The following is a 15,654-nucleotide window of genomic DNA, read 5'->3' on the forward strand; positions in this document are numbered from 1 at the left end:
GAGGACCAATGACGGTCGTTGCCGGAGTGGACTCTTCGACGCAATCCTGCAAACTCGTGGTGTGTGACGCGGACACCGGAACGGTGTTGCGGCAGAAACAGATCGCGCATCCCGAGGGCACCGAGGTGGCGCCCGCGCTGTGGTGGGACGCGCTACGCGCGGCCTGCGATCGCATGATGCGCGATGTGGAGGCGATCGCGGTCGCCGGACAGCAGCACGGGCTGGTGGCGCTGGACCGCACCGGAATGCCGGTGCGGGATGCGCTGCTGTGGAACGACACCCGCTCGGCGGAGGCGGCCGAGCAGTTGGTCGCCGAATTGGGCGGGCCGCAGGCGTGGGCGGATGCGGTGGGCAGTGTGCCGCTGGCCGCGCACACCGTGGCCAAGCTGCGCTGGTTCGCCGACCACGAGCCGGAATTGGCGGATCGCACCGTTCGGGTACTGCTGCCGCACGACTATCTGACCTGGCAATTGCGCGGCGGGGATCCCGATTCGGAGCCGACCACCGATCGCGGGGAGGCTTCCGGAACCGGGTACTGGTCGCCCGCCACCGGGCACTATCGGACCGATCTGCTCACCATGGCGCTGCGCGGCCGAAGTCCCGGTCTCCCAACGGTTCTCGAACCCGCAGGGGTGGCCGGGCATACCCCGGGCGGGCGGCTGATCGCGGCCGGGACCGGCGACAATGCCGCCGCCGCACTGGGATTGGGCATCGAGGACGGTGATGTGGTGGTGTCGCTGGGCACCAGCGGAACCATCTTCACCCGCTCACCCTCCCCCAGCGCCGATCCCTCGGGCGCGGTGAACGGCTTCGCCGATGCCACCGGGGCCTTCCTGCCCCTGGTCTGCACACTGAACGCGGCCCGGGTGCTGGAGGCCACCGCGGTCCTGCTCGGCACCGACCTGTCCGGGCTGGAAGTGCTTGCCGCCCAATCCCCCGCGGGCGCGGACGGTCTCACGCTGCTCCCGTACCTCACCGGTGAGCGCACGCCCAATCTGCCCAACGCCACCGGCAGCCTGCACGGTCTGCGCCCCGCGACCATGCGCCCGCACCATCTGGCCCGGGCCGCCATCGAGGGCATGCTCTGCAATATCGCCGAAGCCTTCGATCATCTGCCGACCACGCCCCGGCGCATCCTGCTCATCGGCGGAGCCTCCCGCTCCCGCCTGATAGCCCACGCCGCGGCCACCATCTTCGGCCGCACCGTGGCCGTACCCAACCCCAGCGAATACGTGGCCCTGGGCGCGGCTCGCCAAGCCGCCTGGGCCCTGCGCGGCGGCCCCCGCCCACCCCGCTGGCCGGTCCCCCAATCCACCGAGTTCCACACGGCCACACCGGCAACGGGCGCGGCGATCCGCGCCCGCTACGCCCAGATCCGCGACAGCTACTACAACTGACCGCCGAGACAGACGTGCCTCGTCCACACGAGGACGGCACGTCATCCCGGCGTACGCGCCCTCGTAATACCGGCGTGCTTGTGGCCGGGATCCACGCCGCGCTCAGCTGAATACCACCGGTTCGTCGAAGAGGTAGTCCGCCCAGGTGCGCTGACGCTCCAGATAGGTGCGCAGTGCGTCCCGGGTGATCTCCTGCTTCGACCGTCCCTCCAGTAGGGCCTGCGCGTGCAGCGCAGCCTCTTCGTGCTCGCTGAGCCGCAACGTCCATGCCACGGCGCAAGTTGTACCACCTCGCCGCCCGCGTGTCCTCCGATCGACCGCGCGAACCTGGACGTGTGATCAACCGGACTTCGCGCGCCCTCATGCGCCGCGCGCGGCGCGGTGCTGTTCGGCGGCGAGGAAGTGGGCTGTGGCGCGGGTGGATTCGTAGAGGGTGCGGTAGTGGCGGTAGTAGGGGGCGTAATGGGCGGTGGCGGCGGGGTCCGGCTCGATGGTGGCGGTGATCGGATTCCAGGCGGCGGTGTCCACGCCGATGGCCTCGGCCGCCAACAGGGCATTGCCCAGCGCCGCGCCCACGGTATCGGCGGGCAGTTGCTGTGGCAGGCCGGTGATATCGGAGACGATGCGGGTCCAGAGGCCGCCCTTGGTACCGCCGCCGACCGCCACCAGCCGGGTCGGGGTGCCGCCCGCCGCCACCATGGCCTCGAGATTGTGCCGGACCCCGTAGCCGATGCCCTCCAGCACCGCACGGTAGATGTCGGCGCGGTCATGGGTGAGGGTGAGGCCGGCGATGATGCCGCGGGCATCCGGATCGAAGAGCGGGGTGCGCTCACCTGCGAAGTAGGGCAGCACCAGCAGACCTCGACTGCCGGGCGGAACCGCCGCGGCCTCGTCGACCAGATCGGTGAAATCACCCCCGGTGAGCGTGCGCAGCCAGTCGGTGACCGCACCGGAGGTCGCCATCCCGGCCGCGGAAGTGTATGTGCCGGGCCAGGTTCCGCAGGTGGTCCAGAGCCCCGGATGCGGGCGCGGTTCGGTGAGCACCTGGGTCAGGAATAGCGTGGTGCCGTACATGATCATGACGTCACCGGGTGCGCGCACGCCCACACCGGCAGCCTCGGCCCAGGCGTCGATGGTGCCGGTGGTGACGGGCAGCCCCGCCGGAAGTCCGGTCGCCGCAGCGGCTTCGGGGGTGATGCGACCGACCACCTCTGTGGGCCAGGCCAATTCGGGCAGCGGCAGACCCGGCGCGACCGAATCGGCCCAGTCGGTCGCCCACTCGCACGCCATCAGGTCGTACATGGGTACGCACTGACTGGCCGATTGATGGTCCAGCACATAGCGCCCGGTTAGTCGATGCACCAGAAAGGAACTGGCCATCAACAGCATTCGGGTCTGTTTCCACACCTGCGGCTCGTGCCGGGCGAGCCAGCGCAGTTTGGGTCCGACGGCCTGGCTGGTGAGCGGGGATCCGCACCGCTCCAGCACGGTGTCCGCACCCAATTCCGCTGTCAGCTCCTCGATTTCGATGCCCGCGCGGGTATCGACGCCGTAGAGGATGGCAGGTCGCAAGGGCCGCCCGTCGCGATCGGCGGGCAGCAGACACGGCCCGATCCCGCTCACCGCCAGGGCGTCGATGGTCTCACCGCCGACGGCGGACACCAGTTCACGCGTGATGGCCACGAAGTCCGCCCACCACACCGTCTCCGCGTCATGCTCCACCCAGCCGGGCCGGGGCGTGGAAACCCGGTGCGGCCGTTCGGCTCTCAGCGAGACCATCCCGTCGTGGTCGACCAGCACACCCTTGGATCCGGAGGTTCCGATATCGATTCCCAGCAGCATGATCAGCCCGCCCTGCCGAACTCGTCCATCGTCACCCCGAGCAGTTCGCAGGCCGCCCGCACCTGCCCGGCCACCGCGACCGCGTCCCGATTGCCGCCCACCGGTCCGCGACCGCGCACCACGGCGTGCCCGGGGGCGGTGAGTTCGGCGACCAGCCAACCCTCCACCGTCCGAAGGAATCCGACAATTCTCCCGTGCACACAGTCACGACCATCGGAGATGCTGATAACGCCGATCCGGGCCATTGCCTTGCCTCCCCACACCGGGTGGACTCTCGACTCCCCTTCAGAATCTCAGCTCACCGGGGCTCGCATGCCCGAAACCGGAAGATCGACTTCCGGAAGATCGACTGCGGACGGGAAGGACAAGGGGACCAGCCGCACTCCCCGCCGACCCGAACCCGCCCGGGTGATCCGATACCGTTCGGAATCGCGGATGACCTCGGCGAACGTGTGCCATACGTCCGCGATGCCTCGAATCACGGTGTGGTCGTCGACATACCGGCGGAGTTGGTCGCGGTTCGGATCGAAGATCCGCCGGAACCGCCCCGCCGGCACCCGCTGGCGCAGGCACCGAGTGCGGGTCTGGCGGCGTGAGTCGGGGGAATCGGAGAACGCGGGCCGTCCGGCTCAGTTCGGCGGCCCGGTGATTCGTGCTGTGGCCCCGTAATTCGTGCTGTGGCGCGGTGATTCGTGCTGTGGCGCGGCGCGATTCAGCGGCGTTTGAACAGGGACCTGCTCGCGAGATGCTGATCCACGGCGAGCAGGTACGCCACCTGTGATTGTTCGCGCAGCACCCGTCTGGCTTTGATGCGCCCGGCCACATACGGCGCGACGGTGAGGGTGAGGCCCGCCGCGGCCACCACCGGCTGCCCGGCCGTCGCGACCGGACCACCGATAATGGTGCCCGAGGCCAGATCCACCTTCAGGCCGAGCATTCCGGTGCTCGATTCGACGCCGAAGGCGCGCATGGCGCGGCGCAACTCCTCGAGCTGGGGTTTGGTAGTCGAACGGTAGATCGAGTGCAGATGCGCGTGTGCGGCAATGGGATTCTCGATGGCGGCGAGCGCGGCCAGCTCCTCCGAGAGCGAGCCGACGTGTTTTCGGAAGGCCGCCAGCTCACCGGTATAGCGTTCGCGGAAGTCGATCAGCTTGCGCACCGGGACATCGGCGATATTGGTGGGCCGGAGTACGGCCTCCACGGCGAGGTGGATGTAGGCGTGATCGAGATCGCCGATGGCGGGTCTCCTCGCCCCCTTCTCCAGCAGGAGTTCGTACAGCCTGTCGAGGGTGCCGACGGCGCTATGGGAATCGAGGTCGTCGGTGACCGGGGAGAGCAGCGCGCTCGCCGCCATCGCGTCGGCGAGCGCGGTCAGATAGATACGGGCGAAAAGGGGGTGCAGGCCGACATGGGTGACGCCGTCTTCTTCGGCGATGACCGCCAGCTCCATGCGGGTGAGCGAGAACGACAGCGAGCGCGTCATCTTGGGTCCGATCCCGCCCGCGTACACCCACACCAGGCCCGGATATCTGGCGCGCAGACCGGTCGCCGCCGGAGCCGCGGGCGCCGACTCGATTGCGGCACGCACCGAGAACCGGCCGCGCAGCTCCCCGCCACCGAGCTCGGCGATCTGCGCGAACAGCTCGCCGACGGTGTCGAGATCCTGTTCGCTCGGCTCCAGATCGAAGAGGAAGCCCGTCTCCGCGCGCAGCTGTCGGACCAGGTCGGAGTCGCTGTCCATGGTCAGTCGAGGCCGGATCCGCCCCACCTGATCCCAGGTCAGCATGGCCAGCTTCAGCCATTCCTCGCTTCGGAAACGCATCCTGGGGTAGTACAGCGCAATCGTCGGCACCGCCCCAGCATGACAGCTCGCCTACCGCCGGGGTTCACGATTCTTTACGACTCACGTTGTGCGCCAGTGCATTCGAATTCGCAGATGCACAGTCGCCATGCGGGCCGCAACCTCCATGCACAACTAGGACCTGTTCCGTCCTAATCGGCTCGGACAATGGGTTCATGACGGAGATCTCCCTGCGCCAGCTGAACCGAACCCTGCTCGCGCGCCAAATGCTCGCCGAGCGCGTCGATATGCCCGCGGCAGACCTCATCCGCCAGCTGATCGCGGTTCAGGGTCAGGAGGCCAATTGGCCCTTCATCGGCCTCTGGAGCCGCCTCGCCGACTTCGCACCGGCGGACCTGGATTCGCTGCTGCGCGATCGAACCGTGGTGCGCGGCACCATGATTCGCCGCACCGTGCACCTGGCGCACGCGCAGGACTACCGCTGGCTGTATCCGACGGTCCGCCCGATGGTCGAACAGACCCTGCGGCTCGCCTACTACCGCGAAGCCTTCGAGAATCTCGACCACGCCGAATTCCGCACTGCCGGGCGGAAACTCCTCACCGGCCGCACCCTCACCCGCACCGAGATCGGCCGCACCCTGGCCGCGGATTTCCCCACCCCGCATCCCGATCGCCTCTCCGCCATCCTCGGCCTGCTCACCCCCGTGGTGCACCACGCCGAGGCGGGCACCTGGGGTGCTTGGCGCAACCGGCGCGTCTCGATCTCCCTGGCAGAGGAGTGGATCGGCGCACCCCTGGCGGATCGCCCCGACCCCGAACAGATGATCCTGCGCTACCTGGCCGCCTTCGGCCCCGCCACCGTCGCGGACGTCCAATCCTGGTCCGGAGTCACCAAATTGGCCGAGGTGATCACCCGCCTGCGCCCCCGCCTGCGCGTGCTCGTCGACGACACCGGTCGCGAACTCTTCGACCTCCCCGACGCACCGATAGCCGACCCGGACCTACCCGCCCCGATCCGCTTCCTCCCCGCCTTCGACAATGCCCTCCTGGCCCACAAGGACCGCCGCCGAGTCATCCGGGACGAGGATCGCGCCCGCATCACCAAGATCGCCTCCGGCGGCGTCCCCATGTACCTGGTCGACGGATTCGTCCACGGCCGTTGGGATCTGGACGGCCCCGACCTCCGCATCACCCCCTGGCATCCGCTCGCCGACACCGACGAAGCCCCCCTGCGAGCCGAAGCCGAACAACTACGCCGGACAATCGCCCCCGACCAGAACGGCACCGTACTGATCGCCAAGGCGCACTAGCCACCCCCAGACCGCCACCCACCGCGCCTGATCCGCCACGTGCATGTAACCACGCAGGGGCCTACTCGACATTTGCCTGCGCCATTCCATGCGCATCACTGAACTGGGTGGGGGCTCTTGGGCTTCAGGCGACCAGGGCTGACCGGAGCGCCTCGAGTTCGTGTTGTGTGAGGCCGTTGGCGAGTAGCCAGTTGGCTGCGCCGCCGTGGTCGGCGTGGAGGTTTTTCAGGAAGCCGAGCATTACCTCGGTGGTGATGGCCAGGATGCCGGTGTTCGCCTGCGGGAGGCCCGCGTAGGACGGGAGGGCGTCGAGGCGGTCGCGGACCCGTGGCATACGCTCGTTGGTCAGGACGTAGTCTTCGGCGATCGCCTCCGGGGGGACGCCTACCGCGTCCAGGAGGATGGCGGCCAGGACGCCGGTGCGGTCTTTGCCCGCGGCGCAGTGGAACAGGACCGAGCGGCGGTCGGGGTCGATGATCAGGCGGACGGCTTCGACGATGTGATCACCGCTGCCCGCGAGCAGCAGACCGTAGAGCTCGGTCAGGTCCACGCGGGTCTTGTCTGGGACGAGATCCCTTGCGGCGAGCGAGGACCGGGGGGACTTGCGGATCGGCAGGTTGGCGATGTCGACGGCCGCGTCCGCGAACAGGCCGTAGCCTTCGCGCTCCACCTCATCGGGCAGGCGCAGGTCGATGACCGTGCGCAGGCCCAATGGCTCCAGGAGCCGGGTGAGGTCGTCGCAGGTGGCCTGTTGCAAGGTGCTCGATCGGAAGACCACGCCGAAACGTGTGGTGCCGCCGCCGGTTACGGGCAGCCCGCCCAGGTCGCGGACATTGTCGATCTCGGCGAAGTCGATCCAGCGGGTGTCGGCCGGGTCGGCCGCGGGCTCAGTGGGCACGACCGGCCGCTGCCTCTTCGGCGCGGGTGAGACCGCACAGGCCGATCAGGTCTTCGTGCAGTTCGAACCAGACGGTGTGGTAGCTGTCCATGATGGGGCGGGCCACATAGGTGTGGTCACCCTCGGCGATGCGCTCGATGGCGCGGTCGAGGCGGGCGGTGTAGCCGGTCAGGCGCGGGGCCAGGTCGCCGAGGCGCTGCACCAGGGGACGCAGGGCGCGGTGGGTGTCGGCCAGGCGGGCGAGAACGGCCGCGTCGTAATCGGAATCGGCGTGGTCGTTGACCGTGGCCGGATCCTTCATCTGCCAATCGGTGATGATCACCTTGAGATCGGCGTTGTAGACACAGAATTCGTCATAGGCGGCGGTCAGCGCGGCGGCATCGACGGTGGCGCGTTCCTCGGTGAGCAGTTGCTCCAAGCGGGGGCGGCCCTCGGGGGTGAGGCGGAAACCCGCGGGGGTGCCGGCGCACAGGCCCGCATCCACGAGACCCGCGCAGCACGACGCGATCTCGGCCGCGTCGGCGAAGAGGCTGAGCGCCAGATTGTCGGCGTTCACGCGGCCCTTGATGCCGACCAGGCGCAGCAGCGCGAGTTCGGTGACGGGGGTGTGCCCGGAAACCTCTTCCTGCTCGGTGCTTTCCGGGGTGGCGGTGCGTGCTTCGAGGCGGTCGGCCAGCTGTGCGCCGTCGACGCCCGCCCACTGGGCCAGCTGGGCGACATCGTCGAGAATGATCCGCTCGACCGGTTTGGCGACGATCTCACCGTCCAGGATCAGGCCCGCGCCGCCGTCGACGGTGACCGTGCGGCCGACCAGCGCGTCCACCACGCCGGGACCACAGCCGACCACGCAGGGGCGACCGAGTTCGCGGCTCACCAGCGCGGCATGTGAAGTGGTGCCGCCCAATTCGGTGACGATGGCGCGGGCGGCGATCATGCCGTGCAGATCGTCCGGGCTGGTGGTGGGGCGCACCAGGATGACATCCTCACCCGCCTCCGAACGGGCTTCGGCCTCATCGGGATCGGTCACGACCACACCGGAAGCCAGTCCGGGACAGGCGGATTCGCCGCGGGCCAGCGGCTCGAGACCGGCGGCCTCGCCCGAGGCGGGGCGCAGCACCTCGCGCACCTGATCGGCGGTGACGCGATCGAGGGCCTCATCGGCGGAGATCAACCCCTCGGCGACCATGGCGACCGCGGTGCGCACCGCGGCCCGCGCCGAGCGCTTGGCGGCGCGAGACTGCAACATCCACAGCGTCCCGGCTTCCACCGTGAACTCGATGTCCTGCATATCGCGACCGTCGCGCTCGAGCAGTTGGGTGGCGGCGATCAGACGCTCGTGCACCTGCGGCTGGGTGGCGGCGAGCTCATCGAGGGGACGCGGGGTGAGGCGGCCGGAGACCACATCCTCGCCCTGCCCGCCGATCAGCCATTCGCCGTAGACGGGGCCGTCGCCGGTATTGGGATTGCGGCTGAAGAGCACGCCGGTGCCGGAGCGCTCGTCGAGATTGCCGAACACCATGGCCTGCACGGTGACCGCGGTGCCGAGGGTGTCCGGCACACCGCGATTGCGGCGATAGGTCTTGGCGCGCGCGGAATCCCAGGAACGGAAGACCGCTTCGATGGCGCCGCGCAGCTGATCCCACGGATCGGCGGGGACCGCGGCGTTCGCGTCACCGAGGACGGTCTCGCGGTACTGATGCACGAAGCGCTGACGAGTGTCGTTGGCGTACACCGGATTCGAGGTCTCCTCGGCGAGCGCCCGCTGGACCGCGTCGGTCATGCCGAGGTTCAGGACGGTATCCATCATGCCCGGCATGGAGATGGCCGCTCCCGAGCGCACCGACACCAGCAGCGGCTTGTCGGCCGAACCGAAGCGCCGTCCGGTGCCGCGCTCGATCATGGCGACCCCGGCCCGCACCTGCGCCCAGATCTCGGCGGCGATCGCACCGCGCCGGGTGTAGTCCGCCCAGCCCGCGGTGGTGATGACGAACGCGGGCGGCACCGGCAGCCCGAGGGCCCGCATGTGATTGATGCTCCACGCCTTGCCGCCGATCCGCTGCCGCGACAGCTCGCACGCACCGTCGAGTTCGACAACGGTCACGGCGTCGGCCGCCACATCGGGTCGCTGCGCAAGCTCCGCTCCGGCGGTCATGTCACTCCTTCGATGTTCTGAATTCATCAGCACTCCAGCGCTCGCCACTCACCGCGGCCCGCCGGGCCATTGCCGCACACAGACACGGCGGTATGTCTCTGCCATCGAGCGTGCCGCGTGACACCCCTCACCCCCAACTGCCATCCCGATCAGCGGAACAGCCCGGCGGGCGGGGCCGCGGCCCACCCGGCGTGCGTATCCGGCACGCCCGGTCAGCGGGATGGCACGGCGGAAACGGGCAACCGGGACGGGGTCTTGCGGCAGGATGGGCGCATGGATCGGCGGCATGCGGCGGCCATCGGTGGCGGTTCCGCGAGCGCCCCGGTATCGACAATTCCGGCCCTGGTGGCGGACCGTGCGCGGCGGTATCCCGATGCGGTGGCCATTGCCGGGCCGATGGGGCGGTTGACCTTCGCCGAGTTGGCGCGGGAGGTGGGGGCGGTGACGCGGGCCGCCATCGCCTCGGGGATCGAGGCAGGGGATCGGGTGGGAATCTGGGCGCCGAACAGCAGTCGATGGATTGTGACGGCGCTGGGCATGTTGGGCGCGGGGGCGACACTGGTGCCGATCAGCACGCGGTTGCGCGGAGCGGAGGCGGCCGAGGTGCTCACCCGCAGCGGGGCCAAAGCGGTCTGCACGGTGCAGGAATTCCTGGGCAATGACTATCCGACCATGCTGGCCGAGTCCGGATATCCGCTTTCGGCGCTGGAACACCTTATCCTGCTGGATGATTCGCGCGGCGAGGATGCCAGGACATGGGATATCAGCTCCTGGGCCGGATTTCTCGCACCGGGCACGGTGGTCGCACCGGAGGCGGTGGCCGAGCGTGCCGCCGAGGTCGATCCGGAATCCATCTCCGATATCCTCTTCACCTCCGGCACCACGGGCGCACCGAAGGGCGTACTCGCCACGCACCGGCAGACTTTGGAGGTCTTCGCCCGCTGGGCCGATGCGGTGGCACTGCGCCCGCGCGACCGGTACCTATTGGTGAATCCGTTCTCGCACACCTTCGGATACAAGGCGGGCATCATCGCCTGTCTGCTGCGCACCGCCACCATGATCCCGGTCGAGCGCTTCGACGCCGATGCGGCATTACGCCTCATCGAGAGTGAGCGCATCACCGTATTGGCCGGTCCCCCAACACTCTTCACCGACCTTTTGGCGGCCGATCACCGCGACTACCTGCTGGGTTCACTGCGCCTGGCGGGGATCGGCGGCGCACCCATCCCCACCGCATTGGTGGAGCGGATTCGCACCGATCTGGGTGTGCCCTACGTCTTCACCGCCTACGGCCTCACCGAATCAATAGGCGTGGTCACGGTCTGCCCACCCGACGCCCCGGCCGAACTGCTCGCGGGCACCGTCGGGAAGGCTTTGCCCGGCACCGAGATTCGCATTGTCGACCGGGTTGGAGCGAATACGGTCCCGGGCGAGCCCGGTGAGATCATCCTCAGGGGGCCGAATGTCATGCGCGGCTACCTCGACGATCCGGAGGCCACCGCCGCCGTCATAGACCCCGCGGGGTATCTGCGCACCGGCGATGTCGGCACCCTCGACCAGGACGGCTATCTGCGCATCACCGACCGCCTCGAGGACATGTTCATCGTCGGCGGGTTCAACGCCTACCCCGCCGAGATCGAGCGGGTTCTCCTGCAACACCCCGATATTCGCGACGTAGCGGTGATCGGGGTCCCCGATGATCGGCTGGGCGAGGTGGGCCGCGCGGTGGTCGTGCCGCGAAGCCCCGCGGCCGCCGATGCCGCCGCGATCATCGAATGGTCGAAGGGGCGGCTCGCCGGTTACAAGGTGCCGCGCGAGGTGGTGTTCCTCGAGCGGCTGCCGCGTAATGCGGGTGGGAAGGTGATCAAGGGGCGGCTGTACGGTCCGGGCCGCCCGGCCTGATCACACCCCGAGCACCGCCCCTGCGCCCACCGAGACAGATGGGCGATACTCGGCTCGACGATGGATCCGGGAATCTCGGTATCGAACCACCGATCCACATTCTCCCGGCGATGCGGGTGCAGCGGGGGCGAAATACCAGTTCACAGCGCATTTTTCGAGCCACGGGCGATGGCCCCGCACCCGATGAGCGCGGGGCCGTCGAACCTCCGGCCGCCGTACGCGGTCAGCGGTGAAGTCAGATTTCCTTGCGCATCTGCGCGGTCAGCGGCTTCATATAGGCCGAGCCGAGCAGGCGGCGCATCCAGTTCATCGCCTTGGCGTCGGTGCCGATCAGAATGAGCGGCTTGTTCTTCTTCATGCCGTTGGCGATGATCTGCGCGCACTGCTCCGGCGTGGTCTTGGCCAGGCCGTCGAAGTTCTGCGCCAGCGCGTCCCGGTCGCGATTGGCCGAAGCCCTTGCCTTCCAGGCGATTTCGGTCTTGATCATGCCCGGATGCACCGAGGAGACGCCGACATTGTGGCCCGCGATGATCATCTCCTGGCGCAGCGCGTCGGTGAAGGCGTGCATGGCGTACTTCGAGGAGCTGTAACCGCTCTGGCTCGGGCAGGCCACCAGCCCGAACATGGAGGACACATTGGCGATATGCCCGTCACCGGAGGCGATGACATGCGGCAGGAAAGCCTTGGTGCCGTTGGCGGTGCCCCAGAAGTTGATATTGAAGATCCATTCGAAGTCTTCCCAGCTGACGTCTTCGACATTGGCGGTCAACGAGACTCCGGCATTGTTGACCACGATATTGACCTTGCCGAAGTCGGCGACGACATCATCGGCGTGCGCGTAGACGGCGGCGCGATCGGTCACATCCAGCCTGTAGGCGCGGGCCTTGGCCCCGAACTTCTCGCACAGCGCCGCGGTCTCGGCCACGCTCTCCAGATTGCGGCCCGACAGTGCCAACTGCGCGCCACCCCGCGCCAGTTCCAGCGCCAGCGCGCGGCCGATACCCGCACCGGCGCCGGTGATTACGGCGACTTTGCCGTGGAAGTCCTTCATAGCTGTTCCTTTTTACTGAGTGGTGAAGCCGCCGTCGGCGATGAATTCCGACCCGGTGCTGTAGGAGGACTCGTCCGAGATGAGGAACAGCACCAGATTGGCGAGTTCCTCGGGTGTTCCGGGCCGCGCGATGGGCTGGGTGGACGCAATCGATTGCGAGCGTTCGGATGTCGCGACCATCTCGGTAGCGACAATGCCGGGGTGCACGGAGTTGACGCGAATATTGTCGACCGCGAACTCCTGCGCGGCGGTCTTGGACATACCGCGCACCGCCCACTTGGAGGCGACGTAGCCGAGGATGTTCGAGTAGCCGATCAGCCCACCGGTCGAGGAGATGTTCACGATCGATCCGACACCGGCCCGGCGCATGGAGGCCACGACCGCCTTCATCCCCAGGAACACACCGACCTGATTGACGTCGATTACCTTGCGGTAATCGGCCTCGGAGAGCTCCTCGATCGGATCGACGTGCACGATGCCCGCATTGTTGACCAGGCCCGATACCGGTCCGAAACGCTCCTCGGCGACGGCTACCACCTCGGTCCAAGCGCCCTCGTCGGTCACGTCCAGGGGTAGGAACAGCGCGTTCTCCCCCAGCTCGGCGGCCAGTGCCGCACCCTCCTCGAGCAGGACATCGGCGATGACCACCCGGGCGCCCTCGGTGGCGAGCCTGCGCGCGAAGGCCGCGCCCATACCGCGCGCACCGCCGGTGACGATCACATGTTTGGAGTCGACTCGTCCCATGATCACTTCCCCTGGTTCGCGGGCGCGCGGCGAGCCGGGCGCTTGGCGGTAACGGCTTCGGCCGCGACGGCTTCCGCGGCCGCGGCGACGGATTCGACCGGTTCCTGATCGGCCATATGGTTGGCGGCGATATAGCCGAAGACCATGGCGGGGCCGATGGTCGCGCCCGCGCCGGCGTAGTCATTGCCCATGACGGCGGCCGAATTATTGCCCGCCGCATACAGGCCCGCGATGACCGCGCCGTTCTCGTCGAGCACGCGCGAGTGCTCGTCGGTGACCAGGCCGCCCTTGGTGCCGAGGTCGCCGGGCACCATTTCGACCGCGTAGAACGGGCCGCGGGTCAGCGGTGCGAGGGTCGGATTCGGCCGCACCGTCGGATCGCCGTAGTAGCGGTCGTAGGCGGAGTCACCGCGCCGGAAGTCCTCATCGCGACCGGCCTCGGCGAAGCCGTTGAAGCGCCGCACGGTCGCGGCCAGCTTGTCCGCCGGGATGTCCAGCTTGCGCGCCAATTCCTCGAGGGTGTCGGCCTGCTTGATGATGCCCTTGTCGAAATACGCCTGCGGCAGTGGACGTTTGGGGAAATTGCCCAGGAACAGGTACCGGTCGCGGAAGTTCTGATCGAAGATGAAGTGCGCCGGAATGCTGCCGGTGCCGTTGGCCTCGTCCTCGTACATCTTGTGCACGACATTCACATACGGCGCGGATTCATTGACGAAGCGCTCACCATTGTTGTTGACCATGATGGCGCCGGGCTGCGAACGCTCGGCCAGGCAGAAGAACGGCGGGCGGCCCTCGGGGCTGCGCACCGACGGACCCCACCAGGCGTCATCCATGAGATCGACTGCCGCGCCGACATTCTGGCCCGCGACAATGCCCTCGCCGACATTCTCGATGGCGCCGACGGTCCATTCGGTGGACTGCGGACCGGAGATGTACTTCTTGCGCATCTCCAGGTTGTGCTCGAAACCACCGGCGGCGAGCACGACCCCGCGCTTGGCCTTGATGACCACGGGGCGGCCCTCATGCTCGGCACGCACGCCGACCACCACGCCGTCCTCGGTAATCAGTTCGGTGAGCGGCGTGTTCAGCCACACCGGCACCCCCGCGTCCCGCAGCGACAGCCACAGCCGGGCCGCCAGGGCCTTGCCCAGACTCAGCGGCAGCGCGCCCTTGGCCAGCGCCAGCGCGGTACGCGCCCCGACCTTCACGGCCGTCTTCTTGCCGGTCCAGGTCCGCGCGATCATATTCAGGTCGTGGAAGTCACTGACCGTGATGGCGATTCCCTTGGGCGCGGACATGGTCGGCTGATTGATCTTGTGCAGATCGCCGCCGAGCAGTCGGCCGTCGATGACGGCGGGCTCGATACTGCGACCCTGCGCCAGACCGCCAGGGAACTCCGGATGGTAATCGGAATACCCACGGTCGTAGACGAATTCCCAATACTTGGAGCGAGCCCCGATGTAGGAGAACATCTCCGGGCCGTGATCCAGGAACGCCTGCTGCTTGGCCTCGGGAACCCGGTCGCCGACAACGGCTTTCAGATAGGTCTTGGCCATGGTCGGGCTGTCCGGCACGCCCGCGGCCCGAAGCACCGGGTTGTTGGGCACCCACACGCCGCCGCCGGAGCGCGCGGTGGAGCCGCCGAACAGCCGGCTCTTCTCGATGAGGGTCACCGACAGTCCGCGATAGGCGGCGGTCAGGGCGGCGGTCATACCGGCCGCGCCGGAGCCGACGACAACGACGTCGAATTCGAATTCCATTGCGTATCAGTCCTTAGTAGCCGCAGCTGGTGAGCATGCCGCCGTCGACGACGAATTCGCCGCCGGTGCAGTAGCTCGAGGCGTCCGAAGCCAGGAAGAGTGCCACCTCGGACACCTCGACCGGCCGACCCCAGCGCGGAATGGGCAGATCGGAGAAGAAACCATTGCCGTCCAACCCGGTGGCGCCCGCCACGGAGGCGGTCATCGGGGTGGCGATACCGCCGGGATGGATGGAGTTCACCCGGATACCCGAATGCCCCAGCTCCCGCGCGGCCGACTTGGTGAGCCCGCGCAGCGCGAACTTGCTCGCGCTGTAGGCGGACAGTCCGGCAGCGCCGACGAAACCCTCTACCGAGGACACGTTGACGATGGAACCCGCACCGGTCTCGATCATGGCGGGCGCGACATGCTTGATGCCCAGGAACGCACCCGTCACATTGATGCCCTGCATCAGGTTCCACTCGTCCAGACTCATATCGAGCAACTTCACGAAGCGAAGAATGCCCGCGTTGTTGATCAGCACATCGAGGCGTCCGAAACGCGCGATCGTCTCGGACACCGCTGCCTGCCAATCGCTTTCACTGGTGACATCGTGATGCACATAGTGGACCGCAGCGCCGATCTCGGTGGCCAGCGCCTTACCGTCGTCGTCGAGCACATCACCGAACACGACCCGCGCGCCCGCGGCCACGAAGCGGCGCACATGCTCGGCGCCCATACCGCGCGCGCCGCCCGTAACCAGGGCGACCTTCCCGTCCAGCTGTCCCACCGGTGATCCGTCCTTCCTCAGCATGTGA

At 68.1% G+C, this 15,654-nt stretch carries 13 protein-coding genes; 3 read left to right on the plus strand and 10 right to left on the minus strand.

The annotated features are described in order from the left end of the window. Positions 1 to 8: 8 nt before the first annotated feature. On the plus strand, positions 9 to 1,397 hold the full coding sequence (gene xylB / locus NA10_RS17145; RefSeq protein WP_067568851.1) for a xylulokinase: 1,389 nt from the start codon (positions 9 to 11) through the stop codon (positions 1,395 to 1,397). A 102-nt stretch (positions 1,398 to 1,499) separates the two neighbouring features. Here xylB and NA10_RS36820 read toward each other — a convergent pair whose 3' ends face one another. The 4 genes from NA10_RS36820 to NA10_RS17160 form a co-directional block, all read right to left on the minus strand. Then, the gene (locus NA10_RS36820; protein ID WP_157556581.1) at positions 1,500 to 1,670 is read right to left on the minus strand and encodes a YlcI/YnfO family protein; all 171 of its coding nucleotides are present in this window, start codon (positions 1,668 to 1,670) and stop codon (positions 1,500 to 1,502) included. 87 nt (positions 1,671 to 1,757) lie between these two features. Next, on the minus strand, positions 1,758 to 3,239 hold the full coding sequence (locus tag NA10_RS17150) for an FGGY-family carbohydrate kinase (RefSeq protein ID WP_067568852.1): 1,482 nt from the start codon (positions 3,237 to 3,239) through the stop codon (positions 1,758 to 1,760). 2 nt (positions 3,240 to 3,241) lie between these two features. Next, the gene (locus tag NA10_RS36825) at positions 3,242 to 3,484 is read right to left on the minus strand and encodes a hypothetical protein (RefSeq protein ID WP_157556582.1); all 243 of its coding nucleotides are present in this window, start codon (positions 3,482 to 3,484) and stop codon (positions 3,242 to 3,244) included. 467 nt (positions 3,485 to 3,951) lie between these two features. Then, entirely contained in the window at positions 3,952 to 5,061 is a 1,110-nt protein-coding gene (locus tag NA10_RS17160; protein WP_067568854.1) for a DUF6236 family protein, read from the minus strand. 194 nt (positions 5,062 to 5,255) lie between these two features. Here NA10_RS17160 and NA10_RS17165 point away from each other — a divergent pair, with 194 nt between their 5' ends. Beyond that, on the plus strand, positions 5,256 to 6,350 hold the full coding sequence (locus NA10_RS17165; protein WP_067568855.1) for a winged helix DNA-binding domain-containing protein: 1,095 nt from the start codon (positions 5,256 to 5,258) through the stop codon (positions 6,348 to 6,350). 124 nt (positions 6,351 to 6,474) lie between these two features. On the opposite strand, the gene NA10_RS17170 is transcribed toward NA10_RS17165, so the two are convergent. Together NA10_RS17170 and NA10_RS17175 are read right to left on the minus strand one after the other, a co-directional pair. Continuing rightward, a complete protein-coding gene (locus NA10_RS17170) occupies positions 6,475 to 7,248 on the minus strand; it encodes a tyrosine-protein phosphatase (protein ID WP_067568856.1) in 774 nt (257 codons plus the stop codon). Then, positions 7,238 to 9,400: a pyruvate, phosphate dikinase gene (locus tag NA10_RS17175; protein WP_067568857.1), complete on the minus strand. Its 2,163-nt coding sequence runs from the start codon at positions 9,398 to 9,400 to the stop codon at positions 7,238 to 7,240. Before NA10_RS17175 ends, NA10_RS17170 begins: the two co-directional genes overlap by 11 nt. A gap of 273 nt (positions 9,401 to 9,673) precedes the next feature. On the opposite strand from NA10_RS17175, the gene NA10_RS17180 reads away from it, so the two are divergent. Beyond that, the gene (locus NA10_RS17180; RefSeq protein ID WP_067568858.1) at positions 9,674 to 11,302 is read left to right on the plus strand and encodes a FadD3 family acyl-CoA ligase; all 1,629 of its coding nucleotides are present in this window, start codon (positions 9,674 to 9,676) and stop codon (positions 11,300 to 11,302) included. Between the two features lie 235 nt (positions 11,303 to 11,537). Here NA10_RS17180 and NA10_RS17190 read toward each other — a convergent pair whose 3' ends face one another. From NA10_RS17190 to NA10_RS17205, 4 genes are read right to left on the minus strand one after another with little or no spacing between them, the layout of a single operon-like run. After that, entirely contained in the window at positions 11,538 to 12,353 is an 816-nt protein-coding gene (locus NA10_RS17190; protein ID WP_067568860.1) for an SDR family NAD(P)-dependent oxidoreductase, read from the minus strand. Between the two features lie 12 nt (positions 12,354 to 12,365). Next, positions 12,366 to 13,097 (minus strand): glucose 1-dehydrogenase, encoded by a 732-nt coding sequence (locus NA10_RS17195; RefSeq protein WP_067568861.1) that lies wholly within the window; start codon positions 13,095 to 13,097, stop codon positions 12,366 to 12,368. Between the two features lie 2 nt (positions 13,098 to 13,099). Continuing rightward, positions 13,100 to 14,857: a 3-oxosteroid 1-dehydrogenase gene (gene kstD / locus NA10_RS17200; RefSeq protein ID WP_067568862.1), complete on the minus strand. Its 1,758-nt coding sequence runs from the start codon at positions 14,855 to 14,857 to the stop codon at positions 13,100 to 13,102. Between the two features lie 13 nt (positions 14,858 to 14,870). Then, complete coding sequence (locus tag NA10_RS17205; RefSeq protein ID WP_245677530.1) at positions 14,871 to 15,650, minus strand: glucose 1-dehydrogenase; 780 nt, start codon at positions 15,648 to 15,650, stop codon at positions 14,871 to 14,873. Positions 15,651 to 15,654 lie beyond the last annotated feature (4 nt).

This window comes from Nocardia acidivorans NBRC 108247 (assembly GCF_001625085.1).
GTDB classification, from domain to species: Bacteria; Actinomycetota; Actinomycetes; order Mycobacteriales; family Mycobacteriaceae; genus Nocardia; species Nocardia acidivorans.

Excerpts from the sequence above, each read along its gene's own strand:
- xylB (WP_067568851.1), top strand. The coding sequence starts at position 9 with ATGACGGTCGTTGCCGGAGTGGACTCTTCGACGCAATCCTGCAAACTC.
- NA10_RS17150 (WP_067568852.1), bottom strand. The coding sequence starts at position 3,239 with ATGCTGCTGGGAATCGATATCGGAACCTCCGGATCCAAGGGTGTGCTG.
- NA10_RS36825 (WP_157556582.1), bottom strand. The coding sequence starts at position 3,484 with ATGGCCCGGATCGGCGTTATCAGCATCTCCGATGGTCGTGACTGTGTG.
- NA10_RS17160 (WP_067568854.1), bottom strand. The coding sequence starts at position 5,061 with ATGCGTTTCCGAAGCGAGGAATGGCTGAAGCTGGCCATGCTGACCTGG.
- NA10_RS17165 (WP_067568855.1), top strand. The coding sequence starts at position 5,256 with ATGACGGAGATCTCCCTGCGCCAGCTGAACCGAACCCTGCTCGCGCGC.
- NA10_RS17175 (WP_067568857.1), bottom strand. The coding sequence starts at position 9,400 with ATGACCGCCGGAGCGGAGCTTGCGCAGCGACCCGATGTGGCGGCCGAC.
- NA10_RS17180 (WP_067568858.1), top strand. The coding sequence starts at position 9,674 with ATGGATCGGCGGCATGCGGCGGCCATCGGTGGCGGTTCCGCGAGCGCC.
- NA10_RS17190 (WP_067568860.1), bottom strand. The coding sequence starts at position 12,353 with ATGAAGGACTTCCACGGCAAAGTCGCCGTAATCACCGGCGCCGGTGCG.
- NA10_RS17195 (WP_067568861.1), bottom strand. The coding sequence starts at position 13,097 with ATGGGACGAGTCGACTCCAAACATGTGATCGTCACCGGCGGTGCGCGC.
- kstD (WP_067568862.1), bottom strand. The coding sequence starts at position 14,857 with ATGGAATTCGAATTCGACGTCGTTGTCGTCGGCTCCGGCGCGGCCGGT.
- NA10_RS17205 (WP_245677530.1), bottom strand. The coding sequence starts at position 15,650 with ATGCTGAGGAAGGACGGATCACCGGTGGGACAGCTGGACGGGAAGGTC.